Consider the following 19,009-nt stretch of genomic DNA (forward strand, 5'->3'; position numbering starts at 1 on the left):
GGAGCATACCAAATGAAATATGTGATGATTGGCGGAGATGCAGCAGGAATGAGCTGCGCTATGCAAATATATAGAGAGGATCCAGACGCACATATTGTAGCTTTTGAAAAAGGAGAGATTTTCTCATATGGACAGTGCGGACTCCCCTACTTGATCGGCGGTCTCATTGATCATCACAGGAAACTCATCGCACGCAGCGCTGACACTTTTCGTGACAAATACGGAATTGATGCCAGATGCTTACACGAAGTGACCTCAATCGACCCGGAACAAAAAACAGTATCGGGTATTCATTCTAAAACAAAAGAGCCCTTTACAGAAACGTATGACCTCCTGTTAATTGCGACAGGAGCAAGCCCCGTCACACTTGATCTAGACAGTCATTCATTAGAAGGTGTCCACGTATTAAAAACAATCCCGCATGCGCTGTCTATTTTAGACAATCTAAAAAAAGATGTCACACATATCACGATCATCGGCGGAGGATATATCGGCTTAGAAATGGCAGAAAATTTAAAAGCGCTAGGAAAAGACGTTCATATCATTCAGCGGGGTACAGCACTTGGCCCAGGCTTTGATCCCGATATAGCAAAATATCTGAAAGAAGAAGCGAACAATCAAGGCATTCAAGTAGTACTTGGTGAAACAGTGCAAAAATTAAAGGGCAAGACACATGTAACAGCTGTTCAAACAGACAAGCAGACCATTGAAACAGATATGGTCATCATCGCCGTTGGTGTCACTCCGCAAACATCCTTTTTAGACAGCACAGGAATTCAGCGACTTCAAAATGGTGCAGTTGTTGTGAATGAATACATGCAGACCAATGTACAAGATATCTATGCGGCGGGTGACTGCGCAGCAACCTATCACCGTATCAAAAAGGAACTGGACTATATTCCGCTCGGCACGACAGCAAATAAACAAGGAAGAATCGCAGGCTTTCATATGACAGGAACAAACCGCGCGTTTCAAGGCGTAACCGGCACAGCGGTGATGAAATTTATGGACGTGACAGCGGGACGAACGGGTTTATCAGAGAAAGAAGCAAAAGACGCGGGCCTTCCTTTCTCCACCATCACCATCGACAGCACTGACCACGCTGGATATTACCCAGATGCAGAGAAAATGAAAGTGAAACTGATTTATAGAAGCGATGATCACACCTTGCTTGGCGCACAAATCATCGGTAAAGAAGGTGTTGATAAACGAATTGATGTCATGGCAACGGCTCTTTATCAAGGGCTGACTGTGACAGACCTTGAAGATTTAGATATTAGCTATGCCCCTCCTTTTAACAGTGTATGGGACCCACTTCAGCAAGCGGCAAGACGAATATAGAAAAAGGAGTGAAGCCATTGACCATTCAACAAATTGCTACTATTGAAATTCCTGTGACTGATATCCCCCGGGCTGTCTCTTGGTATGAACAGATTTTAGAGATGATCGTTCTACATCAATCAGAAGAAGCCGCCATGCTCACTTTTACTCATGGCGAGGGACCTTCTTTTTATCTCGTCAAAACAAAACACGAGAAACGAATCTACTTTATGAACTCTTTTACAGGAGTTCGGCATAGTATGATTGATTTATTTGTGAAGGATTTAAAAAACTTTCACCAGTATTTAAGCGAGCATAACGTCACCGTATCGGATATTCAAATATTAGCTGACCCAGACTTAGGCGGTTTTAGCTTCGAAGATGTTGATGGCAATGTCTTTGGCGTCACCAATATTAAGCCCCATCAAACAAAAAAAGAAACCAGCCTGTGACCGGTTTCTTTTTTTGTTATTTTTTCATCATCGCTTTCCGTGCTGCTTTTTCAAATAAAAACGGGAATAATTGATACAATTTACTGCCAGCATTCATCCATCCTGGTAAATTAATCTCTCTTTTTTTCGTCATCATGGCGGATACGACCTTCCCTGCTACCTTGTCAGCACTGAGCATCATAAAATCAACATTTTTCACATATTCACCACTGCGGTCTGCAATGGTAAAGAAGTCTGTGGCAATCGGTCCTGGATTGACGGTTGTGACATGAATTCCGCTGTCTGCCAGCTCCATTCTGAGGCTGTTTGAAAATCCGAGAACCGCATGCTTTGATGCGGAATAGATGGCGGATTTAGGGGTGGCAATTTTGCCTGCCTGTGACGCAATATTGATAATATGTCCCTTCCCTCTTTGTTTCATCTCAGGAAGGACCTTTTTTGTGCAGGCAATTAAACCAAAGACATTGACCTCAAACATCGACACCATTTCCTCAATGGATGCGTCCTCGACGAGATCGAACACACCAAAGCCGGCATTGTTCACCAAAATATCAACAGCTCCCACTTGTTGATAGGCTTGATCAATGTCCTCAAGCTGACTGACATCAAGCTGAACGATGTGACATACGCCGCCAGCACTTATAATCTTTTCTTTTACACCTGTGAGCTTTTCAATTCGTCTTGCTGACACAATGATTTCTGCTCCTTCGGCTGCTGCCAAGTACGCCATCTTTTCACCAATACCGCCTGAAGCACCTGTAATCCATATTCTCTTTCCTGTTAGTCGCCCCATTTATTTCACTCCTTCATTTGCTCGATAATAGAGGGTTCCGTCTTTTTGCACTTCTTCAATTTGTCCAGCCGCTAAAAGCACATCAAGCTGCCCGACTGTCTCAGACATTGTCAGAAATAATGCTTCTTCATACAGGCCCGGAAATAAGGTGCGGCAAAGATGAAAGGCGGTCATTTCCTTTCGTTGAAGCAGCTGATACATCGTATTTGCCCGTTTTTCCTGTTTTTTAAATCTTTCTTCGATCAATTCGTGATGAGAGGTAATGAGCTGGCCATGCCCTGGATAAATCGCCTGAATGGGCAAATGCAATAAACGCTTGAGTGATGCTTTATATTGAAGCAGCGATTTTTGACGTTCTGTTCCTTTCACCGGTGCTTCCATTAACGGATTGGAAGAAATGGTCGTAAGCAGCAGATCACCGCCGATGAAATTCCCTGTTGTTTCATCTAAAAAAGAAAGATGAGATTGTGCATGTCCTGGGGTCTCCAGCACTTGGAAATGCTCATGTCCCTTCAAACGATCGCCTTCTTTTATGACGTCATCAACATGTGCCGTACATGAATATGTATAGGACTGCCTCACAATTCTTTCACACTCACCTTGACGAAGCGGCACACCTAACTGCTGAAAAAAATCATTCATAAAATGGATTTGACGCTGTTTAAACGCTGCATCCTGACTAATATAGGGCTCATTCAACTCATGTCCGATGACACGGACATGGGGTTTCATCAGATCTAAAAGACCGACATGATCTGCATGATGATGTGTCAAAACCACTTGATCAATATCATCTATTGATAAATGATGTTCCTTTAATTGCGTGACAAAGGCATGATGCGCCTCTTGTGTCATCGGTCCGCAATCGACTAAGGTCACGGCATCGCCTTTTAATACATATGCATGGACATCCCCAACCGCAAACGGTGTGGGAATGGATAATTGAATCATTTCTTCTTTCACTTTTATACGTCATCTCCTGCTTTTTGACTCATAGATTATCTGAACTTCCTCTTCTTTATTCATTGTATCTTGCAAAGGGCAGACTGTCATGCGGTTTAGATGGTCAATTTTTTTATCTCTCCCTATTGACACAAACTTGTCCATCGTTGCATAATGAACAACAAATATAAGATGCGCGATGACAAGGATTAGTAAGCAAAATAATGATGCAAGAGAGTGAGGTCCGCCGGCTGTAAGACTTCACCATCCTCTTATTTGCTGAACCTGCCCTTTGAGCTGTTAGGCAAACCTAAACGTTTCCCGCGTTAAGGGACTAGAGCTGAGTATGTATGATTGCATGCTAATTGAGGGTGGTACCGCGAAAAACCTTTCGTCCTTTGCAGACGAGAGGTTTTTTTATTTTCTACAAGGAGGAGCAGCTTATGAGTAAAATTGGATTTATTGGTGCAGGCTCAATGGCCGAGTCTATGATTAAAGGTCTTTTAAAGAGCGGCATTATGTCAAATGAAGATATCATTGTCACAAATAAAACAAATGAAAAACGATTAGAAGAATTACATGCACGTTATGGAGTCAAAACAGATTTCGCTCGTTCCTTTATTTATGAAGAAGCCGATATGCTGGTGTTTGCTTTAAAACCAAAAGATGCGGAAAGTGGCATTTCTGAAGTAAGGCCCCATTTAAATGGACAGCTGATTATTTCTATTTTAGCGGGCATTTCTATTGAAACCATTCAGCATTATGCTAGCGCAAAAACGGCGGTGGTTCGTGCCATGCCAAATACATCAGCGGCCATACAACAATCAGCTACTGGCATTGCTGTCAGTGATGAAGTCACAGAGGCGCAAAAGGAAAAAGCAGTTCAGCTGTTTGAAACGATCGGTCATGTGACGGTTTTAGATGAATCACAGCTGAATGCGGTCACAGCGATTGCCGGCAGCGGTCCTGCCTTTATTTATCATTTGATTGAAGGAATGGAGCGAGGTGCATCGGAACTTGGGATGGACCAAGAGACAGCGAAATTGCTCATTTGTCAAATGATTGCAGGCGCTGCAAATATGCTTCAGGATAGCGGTAAGGAACCTGCTGAACTTCGCAAAGAGATCACGAGCGAAGGTGGAACGACAGAAGCAGGACTTAAAACCCTTGCTTCCTATCAATTTGAAGAAGCGATTGTCGATTGTGTGAAAACAGCGACAAAACGCGCAGCAGAATTAAACGACATGTTTTCAGCGAGTACTTATAAGTAAGTGAGAAAAGCACCTGCCTTGATGACAGGTGCTTTTCATCTATCACTCGATGCTCTCATGGACATGATGGCTTTGATTTGATCGAGGTGATGAATTTCATGTAAAGCAATGGTTTCAGCTAATATTTGAACTGTCATCACCCCTTCTTCAGGATGGAGACCTGAAAAATCCCATGTATCCTTTTCTAATCGTTGTAGTGTTTTGTTTCTGCTCTCTTTTAAGCGCTCGATCAATGCACTGACCTCTTGTGCGGTATATGTTTCATAAGCTCTTCCCTTCACATATATCTCTGGATCATATGATGCGAAAAGCGTGTGCTCATTTGATATTGCCTGCTCTATCCGCTCTGACCAGACTTCTTCCGTATCATACAAATGTCCAACAATTTGTTTAATCGACCACTTGCCTTCCCCAAAAGATTCATCTAATGTAGCCTCATCACATGTCCATACTAACTCCTCAAGCTTACGCAAACTCTCATGAAGTGATCTCATGATCTCTGTTTTTGTTAGTACTCCTGTTTTCACTCTCACAATCCCCCTTCAAATATATGTAAGTATTATTCTATATCATACTCTATTTCTTTAGACAGAAGGTGATTGATATCAAGAAAAGCCCTATCATGACGATAGAGCTTTCACTTAATTCTTTTCTAATAAAGCATGAATTGTTGATTGTAAGAGCGACGGCAAAACGCCAAAAGAGAATGGGACATGCAGCCGTTCTGTCCATTTGTGCGCATCCTTTCCTAATGGACCAACGTTGATGACAGGAACGTTAAGAGCTTCTTTTTCTCCTTGTGGTAACGAGTAACCTTTTTGGTATAGCGGCATGTTGGCTGTATAATCCTCTATATCTTGATTTTCAAGCTGTAAGTAGCTTAAATCAGATAAACCAGGAAAATATTTGACTTCTTCTACTTCGATTCCATAGATCTCTTTTGCTTCTCTTTGAATCTTCTTTAAGGTCGTTTGAATATGCAGATCATCTGTTGAAGAAACAGATGGGTAAAATGGCGGACTATAAAACAACACAATCAGTGCTCCATCTTCCTTACAAAGGGTCGTCAGTTCTGATACAATTTTGGTTGAAAAATCACGATCCCCTAGCTCACCCCGGTTGGCAAAGGCGTAGTTGACAATTCGCTCGACCTCCTGCTTGCCGGATCGTTCAGCAGCTTTTTCGTACAGCTCATGATACGTTAACACCGTGATGTTTGTATCGATGGGTGTAAAATGTTTAAAGCGTTGAAATGCAGCGGTTTTCTGTTTGAGATTGGCTTCGATTTGGGCTGCTGCTTGTTTCGCAGTTTCATAGAGGAGCCCGTGAAGCTCTTCACTAGAGCGGTTCATCATCAGCACATTAAATAAAGAAACAGCCGTGTGAGGCGTTTGAACAGAGTAAGCTTCTTTCAAATCCTTTTGCATCAAATTGGTCGGAGGTGGTGTCACTTCACCATCTACTTCCTCACAATAATCACTATTCAGTTCTAACAGCCTGTTTAATTCAGATACCATAAAATTTGCATTTAATCCTGAGAAGGGCTCACCTACATGTGTTTCAATTCCTTTGCAGAAAAATCCCGCAAGTACCTTCCCTATACTACCTGTATAGATGTATTGGTGCGCATCCCCGGGATACTTTTCAAACATCGGCTCACTGTTTAAACAAGCGGTATACTCAAGGTCATATGTCTCCTTGAGCTCCTTTAGTTTCGGAACAGCCTCCAGCATCCCCTGTGAATTCACTTCTTCATCTGGCACTGTGACGAGCAGAATATTTCCTTCAAACCTCCCCGCCATGGCTCTTTCTAGCATGGAAAGCTGGACAGTCAGGCCTGCTTTCATATCCATGGACCCTCGTCCAAACAGCCAGTCACCTGAAGCTAAATCCTCTCTTGCCCTTTTTGGAAGAAGTGCACTTTTTTGAGAAAAGGACGCCATTAACTCTTCGGGCTTACACGCCATATTTTGAAATTCTCCGTAATCCTCTGTATCGACGACATCAAAATGGCTGAGGAGTAAAACAGTACGTGGCAGCGTACTTCGTTTGACAAGTGCCGTTAAAAAATACCGGCCATCTTTCATTGGATGCAAAGCCAAGTGATCAGGATGCTGTTCAAAATACGGCCGCTCCCTCAGCAAGTAATATAAATATTCCGCTAATGCGACTTCTCCCGTTGTACCAGATATGCTTTCATACTGCATAAGAGCTGTGAGTAGCTCCTTTAGTTCACTTTCCGTTTGCCATTTCATCCGTTTATCCCCCTTTGATGTCCATATCTTTCATTATACAAAATCATGTACAAAAGCTATATGGTTTGAGCACCTTTTATGACGAATGTTTGAATGGCTGTTATAATCGGCTATACCATTCTATGAGGAGGCGAAGGTAATTGGAAACAAAGCTTTTTTCACCTTGGACATTAAAAGGTGTCACACTCAAAAACCGCATCGTCATGTCCCCGATGTGTATGTATTCATCCTATGACCGTGATGGAAAATTACAGCCTTTCCACTTTGCACATTATATTTCCCGTGCGCAAGGTCAGGCAGGATTAATTATGGTCGAGGCAAGTGCTGTTTCACCTGAGGGAAGAATTAGTGATCAGGACCTCGGAATTTGGAGTGATGAGCACATTGAAGGGTTTGCCTCATTAAACGAACAAATCAAAGCGTACGGAACAAAAACGGCCATCCAGCTAGCCCATGCAGGACGCAAGGCTGAGCTAGATGGTGACATTCTTGCTCCATCCAGCATTCCATTTGACGAGCAATCTAAAACACCTCTTGAGATGTCTATCGATCAAATAAAAGACACAGTTCAGGCATTTCAAGATGCCGCTGTCCGCGCCAAGAAAGCTGGATTTGACATCATTGAGATTCATGGTGCGCATGGCTATTTGATTAACGAATTTCTCTCACCGCTTGCCAATCACCGGACAGATGAATATGGCGGTTCACCAGAAAATCGTTATCGCTTCTTGAGAGAAGTGGTTGATGCAGTCAATGAAGTGTGGGATGGACCATTATTTGTCCGTGTATCCGCTTCTGATTACACAACAAAAGGACTAGATATTGCAGATTATATTGGCATTGCCGCATGGCTGAAAGAGCAAGGAGTCGATCTAATTGATGTGAGCTCAGGCGCTGTGGTGCAAGCCAGCATTAACACATTCCCCGGCTACCAAGTCACCTTTGCTGAGAAAATAAGAGAAGGTGCCGGCATCCAAACAGCCGCTGTCGGTATGATCACATCTGGTATACAGGCCGAAGAAATTTTACAAAATCAGCGTGCTGACTTGATCTTTATCGGCAGAGAATTTTTACGGGATCCGTATTTCCCAAAAACAGCCGCTAAAGAGCTTCGTACATCCATCGAAAGCCCGCGCCAATACGATCGTGCTTGGTAACATCTCTAAGCAAAAAGGTGTCTATTTTTTGAAATAGGCATCTTTTTTGTTTTTAAGAGAAACATCTTTGCCTTTTGTGCCGTCTTTTAGCTAAAGAACCACTTAGAGGAGATGGAAGAATGAACTCGGCATTGATTGAAAGAACGTATCATATAGATGGACATCACTTTTATACAAGGCATCGTCAAGGGAAAAAGGAAGCCACCATTATTTTTGAAGCAGGATATGGAATTTCAGGCGATACGTGGGCGAATATCGCTCGTGATATTGACCCAGAGCTTGGTGTTTTCTTATATGACCGTTTAGGTAATGGAAAAAGCAGCGAAAGCAAAGAAGGAAGAACTTTGCATGATCTTGCGGATGATTTAGATACACTCTTACATCAAGCCAATATTCAGCCGCCATTTCTCATTGTGGCGCACTCATTTGGCTCTCTTGTCAGCCGCTTATGGGCAAGCCGCAGAAAAGAAGATGTTATCGGTATGGTCCTTCTAGACCCAGCAAGTGAGGATCAAGAGCAGGTCATTCTGCCGCTCTTATCAAAGGAAGAACGCACTTCATATATGACGCAGTTCACAGCAGAATGTACACATGAGGACTTTGAGCAAATGCTGCGTACGACCAAAGAGGAGCAAACGCATTATGGGATGATGCCCCTTCTTGTCATTTCATCAGGCAAAAGCCGCTTGTTTCATCCAGCACATGAAGCTTGGCTCAGGCTCCATAAACGAATGCTCACATTGTCATCCCAAAGCGGATGGATTCAGGCGCAGAACAGCTCGCACTATATTCATCACGATGAACCACATATTGTGCAGCTTGCGATTTATGATGTATGGTGTGCAGCAAAACAGCCTGCCACTTATTATCAAACAGCTAACTAAAAACAAAAACTCCTTGACCGGACATCAGTCAAGGAGTTTTTTTCGTTATACCGTTGGTGCTGATTGACTTTTCTCAGACAGCAGCTTTTCAATGCTGACAAGCTGAACGCATAACGTAAAGATGTCAATCGCCTGCTCTAGTTCTTCAAGCGTTGGGAACGTTGGCGCAATACGGATGTTACGATCAAGCGGGTCGTTTCCATAAGGATATGTCGCCCCTGCACCTGTTAGTGTCACACCGGCTTCTTTCGCTTTTTGCACAACAGCTTTTGCACAATGATCGAGTGTATTTAAGCTAATAAAATATCCGCCATTTGGTTTGTGCCACTCAGCGATGCCTGTTCCACCAAGCTTTTCATCAAGGATCGAAAGAACGAGGTCAAATTTCGGCTTAATAATCGCTGCATGCTTTTTCATATGTTCCTTCAATCCTTCTGGATTCTTGAAGAAACGAAGGTGTCTTAATTGATTGATTTTATCTGGCCCAATGGTTTGAACTGATAGCTGTTTTTGAATAAAGCTGACGTTGTCCTGACTAGATGCCATCAGTGCAACACCCGAGCCTGGGAACGTAATTTTAGAAGTAGAGGCGAACATAAACACACGGTTTGCATGTCCTGCTTTGTCTACTGCTTGAAAAATATCTTTTAACGTATCAGGCGTATCTGTTAGATGGTGGACTGCATAGGCATCATCCCAAAAAATACGGAAGTCGTCTGCTTTTGTCTGCATGGAAGCAAGACGGTCAACAACCTCATCTGAATACGTAATGCCGTCAGGGTTGCTATATTTTGGTACACACCAAATCCCTTTGATGGCTTCATCTTCTGCAACCAATTTTTCTACCTGATCCATGTCAGGTCCATCCGACTTCATATCTACCGTAATCATCTCTATGTTAAAATGCTCACAAATGGCAAAATGACGATCATACCCTGGGCTTGGTGCAAGGAATTTTACCTTTGGAAGCTTGCCCCAAGGTGTTTTGCTGCCATATACGCCGTGAGTCATGGCACGGGCAATTGTGTCATGCATCATATTCAGGCTAGAATTACCGCCAATGATGATTTGTTCTGGCTTCAGATTGAGCACACTTGCAAAAAATTTCTTTGTTTCAGGAAGGCCTGTCAAGCCGCCATAGTTTCGCACATCTGTACCATCCTCAGCTGTCATTGCATCCTTTGATGTCACGACATCGAGCATGCCCATAGATAAATCGAGCTGTTTTGGTGAAGGTTTCCCTCTAGACATGTCTAAGTGTAAGTTTTTACTTTTGTACGTTTCATACTCTTTTTGTCGTGCTGCATATAGGTCATTTAATTCTGCTTCACTTAACGCTGTAAAACCGCTCATCTTTGATTGTGCCTCCCGTATTCTTCATAGTGTAATTCGTCATTTGTTTTTTCTTCACCATTTTACCACTACCTGAAAAAGAGCGTCATCATAAATATCAAAAAAATCACACAACTATTTTTGACGATTCATCCAATTTTTACAGGGTACGGTCAATAGGAAAAGAAAAGAAATCATGTGCAGCTTCAGTCAGCGGGAATATATCGCGGGCTTCTTTGAGTAATTGTTTCATTGACTCTTCCCCTTGGTACCGTGCACTAATATGGGTCAAAATCAGTCTTTTTGCGCCTGCTTCCTGCGCTGTTTTTGCTGCCTGTTCTGTCGTACTGTGATAATAATTATAGGCTAGTTCTGCATCTTCTTTCCCAAATGTTGCTTCATGGACTAACACATCCGCATTCTTGGCAAGCCTTGTTATATTCTCGCACAAACGGGTATCTCCTGAAAATGCAACGATTCTCCCTTTTTTAGGGGGTTCCAAATAATCGGTTCCATCAATCATTCTTCCATCTTCGAGTGTAACGGTTTCCCCATTTTTCAACTTCTGATACAAAGGTCCAGGTTTTACACCGATTTTTTTTAGGTCTTCGGCTTTTAGTGCACCGGGTACATCTTTTTCCACGACCCGATAACCGTAAGCTGGGATCCCATGAGACACTCGTTTTGCTTCTACTTGAAAGGTATCATCTTCAAAAACGATCCCTTCCTCTATTTCTATGATATGCAGCGGATAAGTCAAATGCGTTTGCGTCGCTGAAAGTGCCGCGTTTACAAAAGCTTTAATGCCGCTTGGACCATATATCGTCAATTTATCCTCTCCGCCTTGAAAGGACCTGCTGCCAAGCAGACCCGGGAGACCATATACATGATCACCGTGCATATGCGTGATAAAGATCTTCTCAATTTTTCTTGGTTTAATCGTTGTATGTAATATTTGATGCTGCGTCGCTTCTCCGCAATCAAAAAGCCACACGGCTTTTCTCTCTTCTAAAAGCTTCAGCGCAGTGCAAGTGACGTTTCTTGTTTTTGCAGGAATGCCTGCACCTGTTCCTAAAAAGAGCAGTTCCATTACGATTTCCTCCTACAGCCGGTATACAATCTCTTCATTCATATAGAATACATGAAGACAGGATAAATGTGAATTCAGCGGAATTTTTGAAAAAAGTCAAACTTGGGCAGAAAAAGTCGAATCAAATGTTTGCTTTACGAACAATGAACCTTTAAAATAAAGAAAATGTACATACATTCTCGGTTTTTACAACAATGCTACGAATAAAGTGAGGTACTTTTCGTGAATACAGAAACTAACTATCCAAAAGCAGTCATTGTCATCTTTGGCGCAACAGGAGACCTTGCAAAACGCAAGCTCTACCCTTCTATACATAGACTTTATCATAGCGGAAAGCTTGGAGATCAATTCGCTGTTGTAGGTGTTGGACGTCGTCCTTGGTCTCATGAAGACCTAAGAGCTGTGGTAAAAGAATCGGTCTCTTCTGATGATGCAGAAGCAAAAGCAGAGGAATTTATTTCTCATTTCTATTACCATGACTTTGATGTCTCAAGCCCTGCTTCCTATCAAGCACTGAACACACTTCTTTCTGGTCTTGAAGATACATACAGTATCCCAAATAACCGGATGTTCTATTTAGCGATGGCACCGGAATTCTTCGGAACCATTGCGAAGTTTTTAAAAAGTGAAGGCGTATCAGAAACGACTGGATGGTCTCGACTTGTCATTGAAAAACCGTTTGGTCATGACCTCCCTAGTGCCAAAACATTAAATGAAGAGATCCGAGATGCATTTACAGAGGATCAAATTTATCGTATTGACCACTACCTCGGTAAACAGATGGTGCAAAACATTGAGGTGATTCGTTTTGCGAATGCGATCTTTGAACCGCTTTGGACAAACCGCTATATTTCAAACATTCAAATCACATCGAGTGAATCATTAGGCGTCGAAGACCGTGCGAGATATTACGAGAGTTCTGGTGCACTGAGAGATATGGTACAAAACCATATGCTTCAAATGGTTGCACTACTAGCCATGGAGCCGCCGATTAAGCTCAATACAGAGGAAATCCGTAGCGAAAAACGGAAAGCATTGCGTGCGCTTCGTCCTTTCTCGAAAGATGAAGTGGATCAATTCTTTGTCCGCGGACAGTATGATGCAGGAACGATTGATGGCAATATGGTTCCTTCCTATCTTGAAGAGCAAAATGTGGACCCAAACTCCAACACAGAAACATTCGTTGCAGGGAAACTTCTCATCGATAACTTTAGATGGGCCGGGGTACCATTTTACATTCGTACAGGAAAACGTCTAGAAAAGAAATCCACTCAAATCGTGGTGCAATTTAAAGACATTCCGATGAACCTGTACTATGGAAACGGGAATTCCATGCATCCAAACTTACTTGTGATTCACATTCAGCCAGACGAAGGCATTACCCTTCACCTGAATGCTCGCAAGCTTGATGGCGGAACGTATGCTAAACCAATTAAGCTTGACTATCAAACAAATTACAACGACATCATGAATACACCAGAAGCGTATGAAAAGCTGATTCATGACTGTTTGCTAGGTGACGCAACAAACTTTGCCCACTGGGATGAAGTGGCACTGTCTTGGAACTTTGTTGATCCAATTTCAGAAAAATGGGCTGAAACCAAAACGTTAAAACCAAATTATCCTGCTGGTTCTATGGGACCAAAAGAAGCAGATCAGCTTCTTGAAAAAGATGGATATCACTGGTGGAATATATAAAATCAACAAAAAAAGAGCAGTCTCCCGATTGAGGGGGTTCTGCTCTTTTTTTAAAGTCGTGTTTTCGTAATTTCAACCGTTGAAAAATCAAATTTATCATAGCGATGATGGCTAAAGGAATATTCAAACGGCCGACCTGTGTTTAAATAAGCCACCTGCTCCACTTCTAGCACCGGATCCGTAGGGTCACAGCCTAAATATTGCTGATCAAGCTGATCTGATTTAGCCGCTCTAATTTTTTTGTGCGCTCCTGCCACTTTTAAATGAAGTGTGTTTGTAATGTAGCTATAGATAGACCCCAATAAAACCTCTTCATCTATTCCCTTAATGACATTGACAGGCATAAAGGTTTTTTCTAATACATATGGCTCTTCTTCCACCAAACGGAGCCGAATAATGTCATAGACGGGTGTGCTTGAGTCAATGGATAAATGAGCTGCCACCTCTTCACTTGGAAAATGCACATCAAAGCGAATGATTTGGCTCGTCACGTTTTTATCTGCCATCACTTTCGTGAACCCTTTATTTTCATGACCTGATACGTTGATCGCACCTTGATTTAGCGCTGCCTTCACAATAAATGTGCCATGACCTCTTTTTCTAAAGAGCAGACCTTCCGCCACTAAAAGATCAAGCGCACGCTTCATCGTCATTCTGCTGCATTTAAATTCAGCGGCAAGCGAGTTTTCATCTGGAATGGGTTGATCTTCTGGATAATATGCTGTTCCTATTCTTTTTCTAATTTCTTCTGAAATGAGTTCGTACTTTGTCATCTCACACCACCAACTGACTTGTTTTTTCATATCCTATCATAGCGCTTTCTAGCCTTCCTCTCATTCTACACTAAGCCTAGTGCGCTTAAAAGGTTCGAGCCACTTTCATTTCAATCCTTTCATCTTTACATAAGAAAAATACTTGCCCTTTTCAAGGAAAGAGCAAGTATCTTGATTAGAAACCATTATTCTCTGAAACCGATTGAAACCAGTAGCCACTTTTTTTGATGGTACGTTTCCCGTCTTTCTCAAGGTCCACTGAGACAAATCCATAGCGATTTTTATAGGCATTCGACCATGACCAATTATCCATAAACGTCCACAGATGATAGCCTTTTACATGACTTCCTTCTTGAATGGCTTGATGCACCCATTTAAGATGCTCAGAAATAAAATCAATGCGGTAATCGTCATGAATCATTCCTTCTTCATCCTGAAACCGCTCTTCTCCTTCGACACCCATTCCATTTTCAGAAATAAAGCATTCAATATTCCCATAGTCTGTCTGGACTTTTTTCAATATATCGTAAATACCCTTTTCATAGATTTCCCAGCCGCGGTACACATTCATTTTTCTGCCCGGCATTTCAAAAGAATCGAAATAATGGTCTGGCATAAATGGTGCATCAGGGTGAGGCATATGTTCCTTTGCTTTCACTCTTCTGGGCTGATAATAGTTGATGCCGAGAAGGTCGATCGTGTTCTCTTGAATGAGTTCAAGGTCTCCTTCCTCCATAGCTGGCATCAATCCTTCTTTCTTTAACACGTCCACTAGCTTTTCAGGGAAATGTCCTTTCACTGCTGGATCTAGGAAGGACCGGTTAAAGAAGGCGTCAGCCATCTCAGCTGCTTCGACATCCCGCGGATTCTGGCTTCGCGGATACGAAGGAGTAAGGTTGAGGATAATGCCTATTTTCCCATCCTGCTTCATCTCTTTATAAGCCGCAATGGCCTTAGCATTTGATAAAATCTCATGAAATCCAACTTGCACTGCCTTTTGGAAATCAACTTCGTTTGGATAATGGAAGCTATACATATATCCACCCTCTACAGGAACAATCGGCTCGTTATGGGTAAACCATTTTTTAACCCGGTCGCCAAATAGCTGAAAACACAATGTCGCATAGCTGACATAATCGTCTACGACCTTCCTGTTTACCCATCCTCCCGTCTCCTGAAGCGCCATTGGCATATCAAAATGATACAAGTTCACAAACGGTTCAATGTCACTCGCTATCAGTTCATTGATCACATCATTGTAAAAAGCCACAGCTTCTTCATTAACAGCCCCTTTTCCCTCAGGTAAAAGGCGTGACCATGAAATAGATAGACGAAACGAGTTGTGCCCAATCTCCTTCATGAGTCGGATATCCTCTTTGTATTTACGATAAAATTGCGAGGTCACAGCTGGACCGACGCCCTGAAAAAAACGATTCGGCTCTTTTTCAAACCAGTGATCCCAAATGTTCGGTCCCTTTCCATCTCCTGGATAACTGCCTTCTGTTTGCGTAGCAGAGGCAGAAGATCCCCACCAGAAACCTTCTGGAAATGTATATGATTGACTGTTAGTTTCCATCGACATGTATTGAGTCTCCTTCACCTTTGATGTTTGTTTGTTTCGTTTTTTCTGTCGTGACTATTTTTTCATTTTTCACATTCATACGATCAATAAATTTTAGGAACGGGAACCAAATAACAAACACAATCATTAAATTAAACAGCTGAAGCAGACCGCCCGCTAATGAATTTGTTGCCATGACTCCGCTAATAAAGATCGGTACTGTCCATGGAATATTCACGCCTGTCGGAGGCGGCACAATACCTGCGGCCATCGCAAAATAAGAAATACAAGTAATCACCATTGGCGCCAAAATCCATGGAATGAGAATAAGCGGGTTCATCACAATCGGTAAACCGAAGATAATGGGTTCATTGACGTTAAATAAACCTGGTCCTAAGCCGAGCTTTGCTACTTGTTTCAATTGCTTACTTTTAAGAAAAATTAAAATCGTAAACACAACAGCTAGCGTCATACCGGTTCCACCCATACCCACTGTATAGATTTCGATAAACTGCTTGCTGATGATGTTCGGAACCTCACCTGTTTTTGTGTAGCTTTCTAGATTTTGAATGGACAATGTATTCCAAATCGGGTCCATGACAGAGTTGATAATAATTTGGCCGTGGAGCCCAAAGAACCAAAGAATTTGTATAAAGAAAATAGCGATCAAGGTCGGGATGATACCGCTTCCAAGTCCGACAAGCGGCGCCTGAATCGCATTGTAAATCAAGTCATGCATGTTGGTTTTGAACCCTTGTGTAATGATGATATTGATCAGTAAAAAGGTTGTGAGTGTCAAAGTAGCCGGGATGAGTGCAGCAAAAGACTTAGAAACAGCTGGCGGAACCCCTTGCGGCATATTGATGACAAATTTCTTTTGGACAAAATAGCGATAAATTTCAGCAGACAAAAAGCCTGTGATCATTCCAAGGAACATTCCCTTTGCGCCCAAACGATCGACTGGGATGACGCCTGCAATGGATGCACCGCCCTCTTGTTCTAGTAAAAATGGCGTAAGGAGCAGAAAAGAGGCTAAAGCGATCACACCGCCAAAGACAGCTTCCACATCATAGCTTTTCGATAAATAGTAGCCAATCCCAAATACAACAAACACACTCATAATGCTGATGGTCGCACTAGGTGCAATATTCAGTGCAGACTGAACACCTTCCAGTGCTGTTTGACTCATGATCTTATCTAAAAATGGCAGATTCATTAATACGACCATGATGGAACCAAAAATCGTTAATGGGAACGCAAGCATAAAGGCATCCCTTAATACCCCTAGATAGCGATTGTTGTTCAATCTCCCAGCAATCGGAACCAAAATCGCACTTATTTTATCAAACATTGGTTTCCCCCCTTGTTTACACCCTTTATTGTTTCAGTGATTGCAATATCGGTAAGAGCTCTCCCACAAGCTCTTTTATCGTCATCGTTGACATGAAATGATCTTCGGCATGCATGAGCAGCAAGGAGAATGAAATCGTTTCTCCGCTTGCCTCTTGCTGTACCATTTGAAAATGGATATCATGTGCATTCCGCAAGTCATCTTCCGCTTCTTTGAGAAGGTCAGATGCTACTGTTTCATGACCTTCTCTAAATTGTTTAAGAGATTGAAGCAATTTGCTTCGTGCATTTCCGCTGTGTAAGATCAATTGAAAACTGATTTGTTCTTCCGTGAGTCCTTCGAGTGTTTTCTTTTCCATCCTTTAAGATTCCCCCATCAATGAAACCGCTTGTTCATACGCTTTTTGTCCATCTGCTAGCCCATACGCCTGCATATCGATGACCTCTACTTCAATCCCATATTTTTGAGCTTCTTTTTGAAGATCCCCTTTTAAAAAACTCATTTGTGGTCCAATTAATACAACATCGGCATGTGCCATTTCTTTTCTCGCTTGGTCTTGTCCGACTGCCCAAATCTCTGCTTCTTCCCCTATAGACTCAGCATGTGCCTTCATCTTTGTGACTAGTAAACTCGTAGACATACCTGAACTGCATGCTAATAAAATACGTTTCATTTCTCTCACCCCATTGTTGTAATAAAAGCGCTTCCAGTTAATATTATATATTTTTATTTTTAAATGTCTAGACATTTAATTATATATGTCTGTATTTTATTTTAAAAATGACCGTATCAATACTCACAACAAGCTTTCAGAGCAAAAAAGATCTCATCCAGATATGAACGAGACCCCTTTTCTTTTAAAAAATACTCTCCGAATGAACCATAAAGTAGCTTCTTCTTCAGAAGACAGTCTTTGAGAACTTTGTTAAAATAAGTGCGAATGACTTAGCTCATTCAAAAACCCAATTTTTCATCCCATAAATCATGAGAAGTAACTGCCCAGAGATGGAAACAGATTCTATTCCCACTCAATTTGATGGATAGGTAAACGTCTTTTGCTGCTACTTTTCGAATCTATTCATATCTTTGCAATCAAAAGGAGTGGATATCATGGCAGTCACTCATTTGTGTGAAGCCTGTAAAAGAAACGAGATTGATGTTGTAAAAATTTCTGATGAACCAGCTCAGCCTTATCGATTATGCAATGATTGTCACAGGCGGCTCTTAACCTATTCTTTACGGCCAATTGAATGGTATCACTTAGCGATCATCCACTCTCCAAAGAAATTTTTATTGCACGATGATTTTTATGAAGAAGACGGAGAGGCTTGTCAGCCAGAAGAAGATGTATTGGTCACAGCAGAAGAGAAAATACCCACATTACAAGCGGTTCAACATGATTTGGAGTCTTTATTAGATTTCTCAATCACAAGATGGTTTCTTCAATACGATGTCATCAATGCCCTGAAAAAACACGATACACAAAAAATGTTGATGTCTGTAAAAGCTAGATTTTATGGAACGGAAAATCATGAAGTCAAATCAAGAATGCTAGAGATCGCAGCTGATGTTTTAGGTACTGCAGCTTCGGATTGGGTAAGAGAGCTTTGGGAGAATGATGCCGATAAATTTTTTCATCCGCTTTCTTGGGCAGCAGCCAGTAGTTTACCAGCCGAGGAAGGAATGAGACGTATTTTTGATCAATTGAAATGTGTAAGTGAAAAGGAATTGCCAATGATGGCTCTCTCCAGCCTATATCGTTTCCGTTCACATCACATACTTGATTGGATGGAGTCTCATTGCTCCTCTTTTAACGACAGTTGGGGCAGGTTGGCATCAGCATGCTTTCCAACATGGCTCAGAATGAAATCTTGGCTAAACAAAGGAAGACCTTTCAGTTTAATTGCACTCGATACAATGGCGAACTGTCTAGCAGTTAAAAACGATCCATTTATCGAGGAGTTATCACCTAAAATACTTCGTACAGATATCAATGAAATAGAACCCATTTTATATGATTATCTTCAAAAAGATGGCGTTCCTCGTGTCAAAACGAAAGTAGGCATCATCGTGAAGAACAAAGAAGCCATATTTGAATAAGCCGATTAAATGGATAAAAGCGTGTGCAAT

General features: G+C 41.9%; 18 protein-coding genes and 1 other annotated feature. Of the genes, 7 read left to right on the top strand and 11 right to left on the bottom strand.

The annotated features are described in order from the left end of the window. The first annotated feature begins 12 nt into the window (after nt 1–12). Both ABG082_RS10910 and ABG082_RS10915 read left to right on the top strand, forming a co-directional pair. Complete coding sequence (locus ABG082_RS10910) at nt 13–1,341, top strand: CoA-disulfide reductase (protein WP_348936090.1); 1,329 nt, start codon at nt 13–15, stop codon at nt 1,339–1,341. An 8-nt stretch (nt 1,342–1,349) separates the two neighbouring features. Then, complete coding sequence (locus tag ABG082_RS10915; protein WP_235562250.1) at nt 1,350–1,772, top strand: VOC family protein; 423 nt, start codon at nt 1,350–1,352, stop codon at nt 1,770–1,772. A gap of 16 nt (nt 1,773–1,788) precedes the next feature. Here the strand turns inward: ABG082_RS10915 and ABG082_RS10920 are convergent, their stop codons facing one another. Together ABG082_RS10920 and ABG082_RS10925 are read right to left on the bottom strand one after the other, a co-directional pair. Beyond that, nucleotides 1,789–2,565 (bottom strand): SDR family oxidoreductase, encoded by a 777-nt coding sequence (locus ABG082_RS10920; protein WP_007501086.1) that lies wholly within the window; start codon nt 2,563–2,565, stop codon nt 1,789–1,791. Then, nucleotides 2,566–3,528 carry an MBL fold metallo-hydrolase gene (locus tag ABG082_RS10925; protein ID WP_281215276.1) on the bottom strand — a complete coding sequence of 321 codons (963 nt, stop codon included), beginning with the start codon at nt 3,526–3,528 and terminating at the stop codon, nt 2,566–2,568. Nucleotides 3,529–3,697: 169 nt separating this feature from the next. Continuing rightward, nucleotides 3,698–3,909 (top strand) — a binding site (T-box leader). Nucleotides 3,910–3,950: 41 nt separating this feature from the next. Between ABG082_RS10925 and proC the strand changes: the two genes are divergently transcribed. Next, a complete protein-coding gene (proC, locus tag ABG082_RS10930) occupies nt 3,951–4,778 on the top strand; it encodes a pyrroline-5-carboxylate reductase (protein WP_348936091.1) in 828 nt (275 codons plus the stop codon). A gap of 35 nt (nt 4,779–4,813) precedes the next feature. Here the strand turns inward: proC and ABG082_RS10935 are convergent, their stop codons facing one another. Together ABG082_RS10935 and ABG082_RS10940 are read right to left on the bottom strand one after the other, a co-directional pair. Continuing rightward, nucleotides 4,814–5,305 carry a DinB family protein gene (locus tag ABG082_RS10935; protein WP_046527207.1) on the bottom strand — a complete coding sequence of 164 codons (492 nt, stop codon included), beginning with the start codon at nt 5,303–5,305 and terminating at the stop codon, nt 4,814–4,816. Nucleotides 5,306–5,419: 114 nt separating this feature from the next. Next, nucleotides 5,420–7,033 (bottom strand): M20/M25/M40 family metallo-hydrolase, encoded by a 1,614-nt coding sequence (locus ABG082_RS10940; RefSeq protein WP_348936092.1) that lies wholly within the window; start codon nt 7,031–7,033, stop codon nt 5,420–5,422. Between the two features lie 140 nt (nt 7,034–7,173). Between ABG082_RS10940 and namA the strand changes: the two genes are divergently transcribed. Both namA and ABG082_RS10950 read left to right on the top strand, forming a co-directional pair. Continuing rightward, complete coding sequence (namA, locus tag ABG082_RS10945) at nt 7,174–8,190, top strand: NADPH dehydrogenase NamA (RefSeq protein ID WP_017367553.1); 1,017 nt, start codon at nt 7,174–7,176, stop codon at nt 8,188–8,190. Nucleotides 8,191–8,309: 119 nt separating this feature from the next. After that, on the top strand, nt 8,310–9,074 hold the full coding sequence (locus ABG082_RS10950; RefSeq protein ID WP_348936093.1) for an alpha/beta hydrolase: 765 nt from the start codon (nt 8,310–8,312) through the stop codon (nt 9,072–9,074). A 45-nt stretch (nt 9,075–9,119) separates the two neighbouring features. On the opposite strand, the gene ABG082_RS10955 is transcribed toward ABG082_RS10950, so the two are convergent. Beyond that, nucleotides 9,120–10,427, bottom strand: a complete 1,308-nt coding sequence (locus ABG082_RS10955) for an aminotransferase class I/II-fold pyridoxal phosphate-dependent enzyme (RefSeq protein WP_017367555.1) — start codon at nt 10,425–10,427, stop codon at nt 9,120–9,122. A 139-nt stretch (nt 10,428–10,566) separates the two neighbouring features. After that, complete coding sequence (rnz, locus tag ABG082_RS10960) at nt 10,567–11,496, bottom strand: ribonuclease Z (protein ID WP_035702824.1); 930 nt, start codon at nt 11,494–11,496, stop codon at nt 10,567–10,569. Nucleotides 11,497–11,718: 222 nt separating this feature from the next. On the opposite strand from rnz, the gene zwf reads away from it, so the two are divergent. Beyond that, nucleotides 11,719–13,194 carry a glucose-6-phosphate dehydrogenase gene (zwf, locus tag ABG082_RS10965; RefSeq protein WP_008342269.1) on the top strand — a complete coding sequence of 492 codons (1,476 nt, stop codon included), beginning with the start codon at nt 11,719–11,721 and terminating at the stop codon, nt 13,192–13,194. A gap of 50 nt (nt 13,195–13,244) precedes the next feature. On the opposite strand, the gene ABG082_RS10970 is transcribed toward zwf, so the two are convergent. From ABG082_RS10970 to ABG082_RS10990, 5 genes are all read right to left on the bottom strand, one after another. Beyond that, nucleotides 13,245–13,967, bottom strand: a complete 723-nt coding sequence (locus ABG082_RS10970; RefSeq protein ID WP_017357941.1) for a GntR family transcriptional regulator — start codon at nt 13,965–13,967, stop codon at nt 13,245–13,247. Between the two features lie 175 nt (nt 13,968–14,142). Continuing rightward, nucleotides 14,143–15,549 carry a glycoside hydrolase family 1 protein gene (locus ABG082_RS10975; protein ID WP_348936094.1) on the bottom strand — a complete coding sequence of 469 codons (1,407 nt, stop codon included), beginning with the start codon at nt 15,547–15,549 and terminating at the stop codon, nt 14,143–14,145. After that, nucleotides 15,533–16,879 (bottom strand): PTS cellobiose transporter subunit IIC, encoded by a 1,347-nt coding sequence (gene celB / locus ABG082_RS10980; protein ID WP_007501108.1) that lies wholly within the window; start codon nt 16,877–16,879, stop codon nt 15,533–15,535. The genes ABG082_RS10975 and celB overlap by 17 nt, the downstream gene beginning before the upstream one ends. A 25-nt stretch (nt 16,880–16,904) precedes the next feature. Further along, nucleotides 16,905–17,237: a PTS lactose/cellobiose transporter subunit IIA gene (locus ABG082_RS10985; RefSeq protein WP_017357943.1), complete on the bottom strand. Its 333-nt coding sequence runs from the start codon at nt 17,235–17,237 to the stop codon at nt 16,905–16,907. Nucleotides 17,238–17,240: 3 nt separating this feature from the next. Next, entirely contained in the window at nt 17,241–17,552 is a 312-nt protein-coding gene (locus ABG082_RS10990) for a PTS sugar transporter subunit IIB (RefSeq protein ID WP_008342261.1), read from the bottom strand. A 437-nt stretch (nt 17,553–17,989) separates the two neighbouring features. On the opposite strand from ABG082_RS10990, the gene ABG082_RS10995 reads away from it, so the two are divergent. Beyond that, entirely contained in the window at nt 17,990–18,979 is a 990-nt protein-coding gene (locus tag ABG082_RS10995; RefSeq protein ID WP_125590470.1) for a hypothetical protein, read from the top strand. Nucleotides 18,980–19,009: the final 30 nt, after the last annotated feature.

Origin of the sequence: Bacillus sp. BS1807G30, assembly GCF_040047675.1 — a bacterium.
Taxonomy (GTDB): Bacteria; Bacillota; Bacilli; order Bacillales; family Bacillaceae; genus Bacillus; species Bacillus altitudinis.

Excerpts from the sequence above, each read along its gene's own strand:
- ABG082_RS10910 (WP_348936090.1), top strand. The coding sequence starts at position 13 with ATGAAATATGTGATGATTGGCGGAGATGCAGCAGGAATGAGCTGCGCT.
- ABG082_RS10920 (WP_007501086.1), bottom strand. The coding sequence starts at position 2,565 with ATGGGGCGACTAACAGGAAAGAGAATATGGATTACAGGTGCTTCAGGC.
- proC (WP_348936091.1), top strand. The coding sequence starts at position 3,951 with ATGAGTAAAATTGGATTTATTGGTGCAGGCTCAATGGCCGAGTCTATG.
- ABG082_RS10940 (WP_348936092.1), bottom strand. The coding sequence starts at position 7,033 with ATGAAATGGCAAACGGAAAGTGAACTAAAGGAGCTACTCACAGCTCTT.
- ABG082_RS10950 (WP_348936093.1), top strand. The coding sequence starts at position 8,310 with ATGAACTCGGCATTGATTGAAAGAACGTATCATATAGATGGACATCAC.
- ABG082_RS10955 (WP_017367555.1), bottom strand. The coding sequence starts at position 10,427 with ATGAGCGGTTTTACAGCGTTAAGTGAAGCAGAATTAAATGACCTATAT.
- rnz (WP_035702824.1), bottom strand. The coding sequence starts at position 11,496 with ATGGAACTGCTCTTTTTAGGAACAGGTGCAGGCATTCCTGCAAAAACA.
- ABG082_RS10970 (WP_017357941.1), bottom strand. The coding sequence starts at position 13,967 with ATGACAAAGTACGAACTCATTTCAGAAGAAATTAGAAAAAGAATAGGA.
- ABG082_RS10975 (WP_348936094.1), bottom strand. The coding sequence starts at position 15,549 with ATGTCGATGGAAACTAACAGTCAATCATATACATTTCCAGAAGGTTTC.
- celB (WP_007501108.1), bottom strand. The coding sequence starts at position 16,879 with ATGTTTGATAAAATAAGTGCGATTTTGGTTCCGATTGCTGGGAGATTG.
- ABG082_RS10985 (WP_017357943.1), bottom strand. The coding sequence starts at position 17,237 with ATGGAAAAGAAAACACTCGAAGGACTCACGGAAGAACAAATCAGTTTT.
- ABG082_RS10990 (WP_008342261.1), bottom strand. The coding sequence starts at position 17,552 with ATGAAACGTATTTTATTAGCATGCAGTTCAGGTATGTCTACGAGTTTA.
- ABG082_RS10995 (WP_125590470.1), top strand. The coding sequence starts at position 17,990 with ATGGCAGTCACTCATTTGTGTGAAGCCTGTAAAAGAAACGAGATTGAT.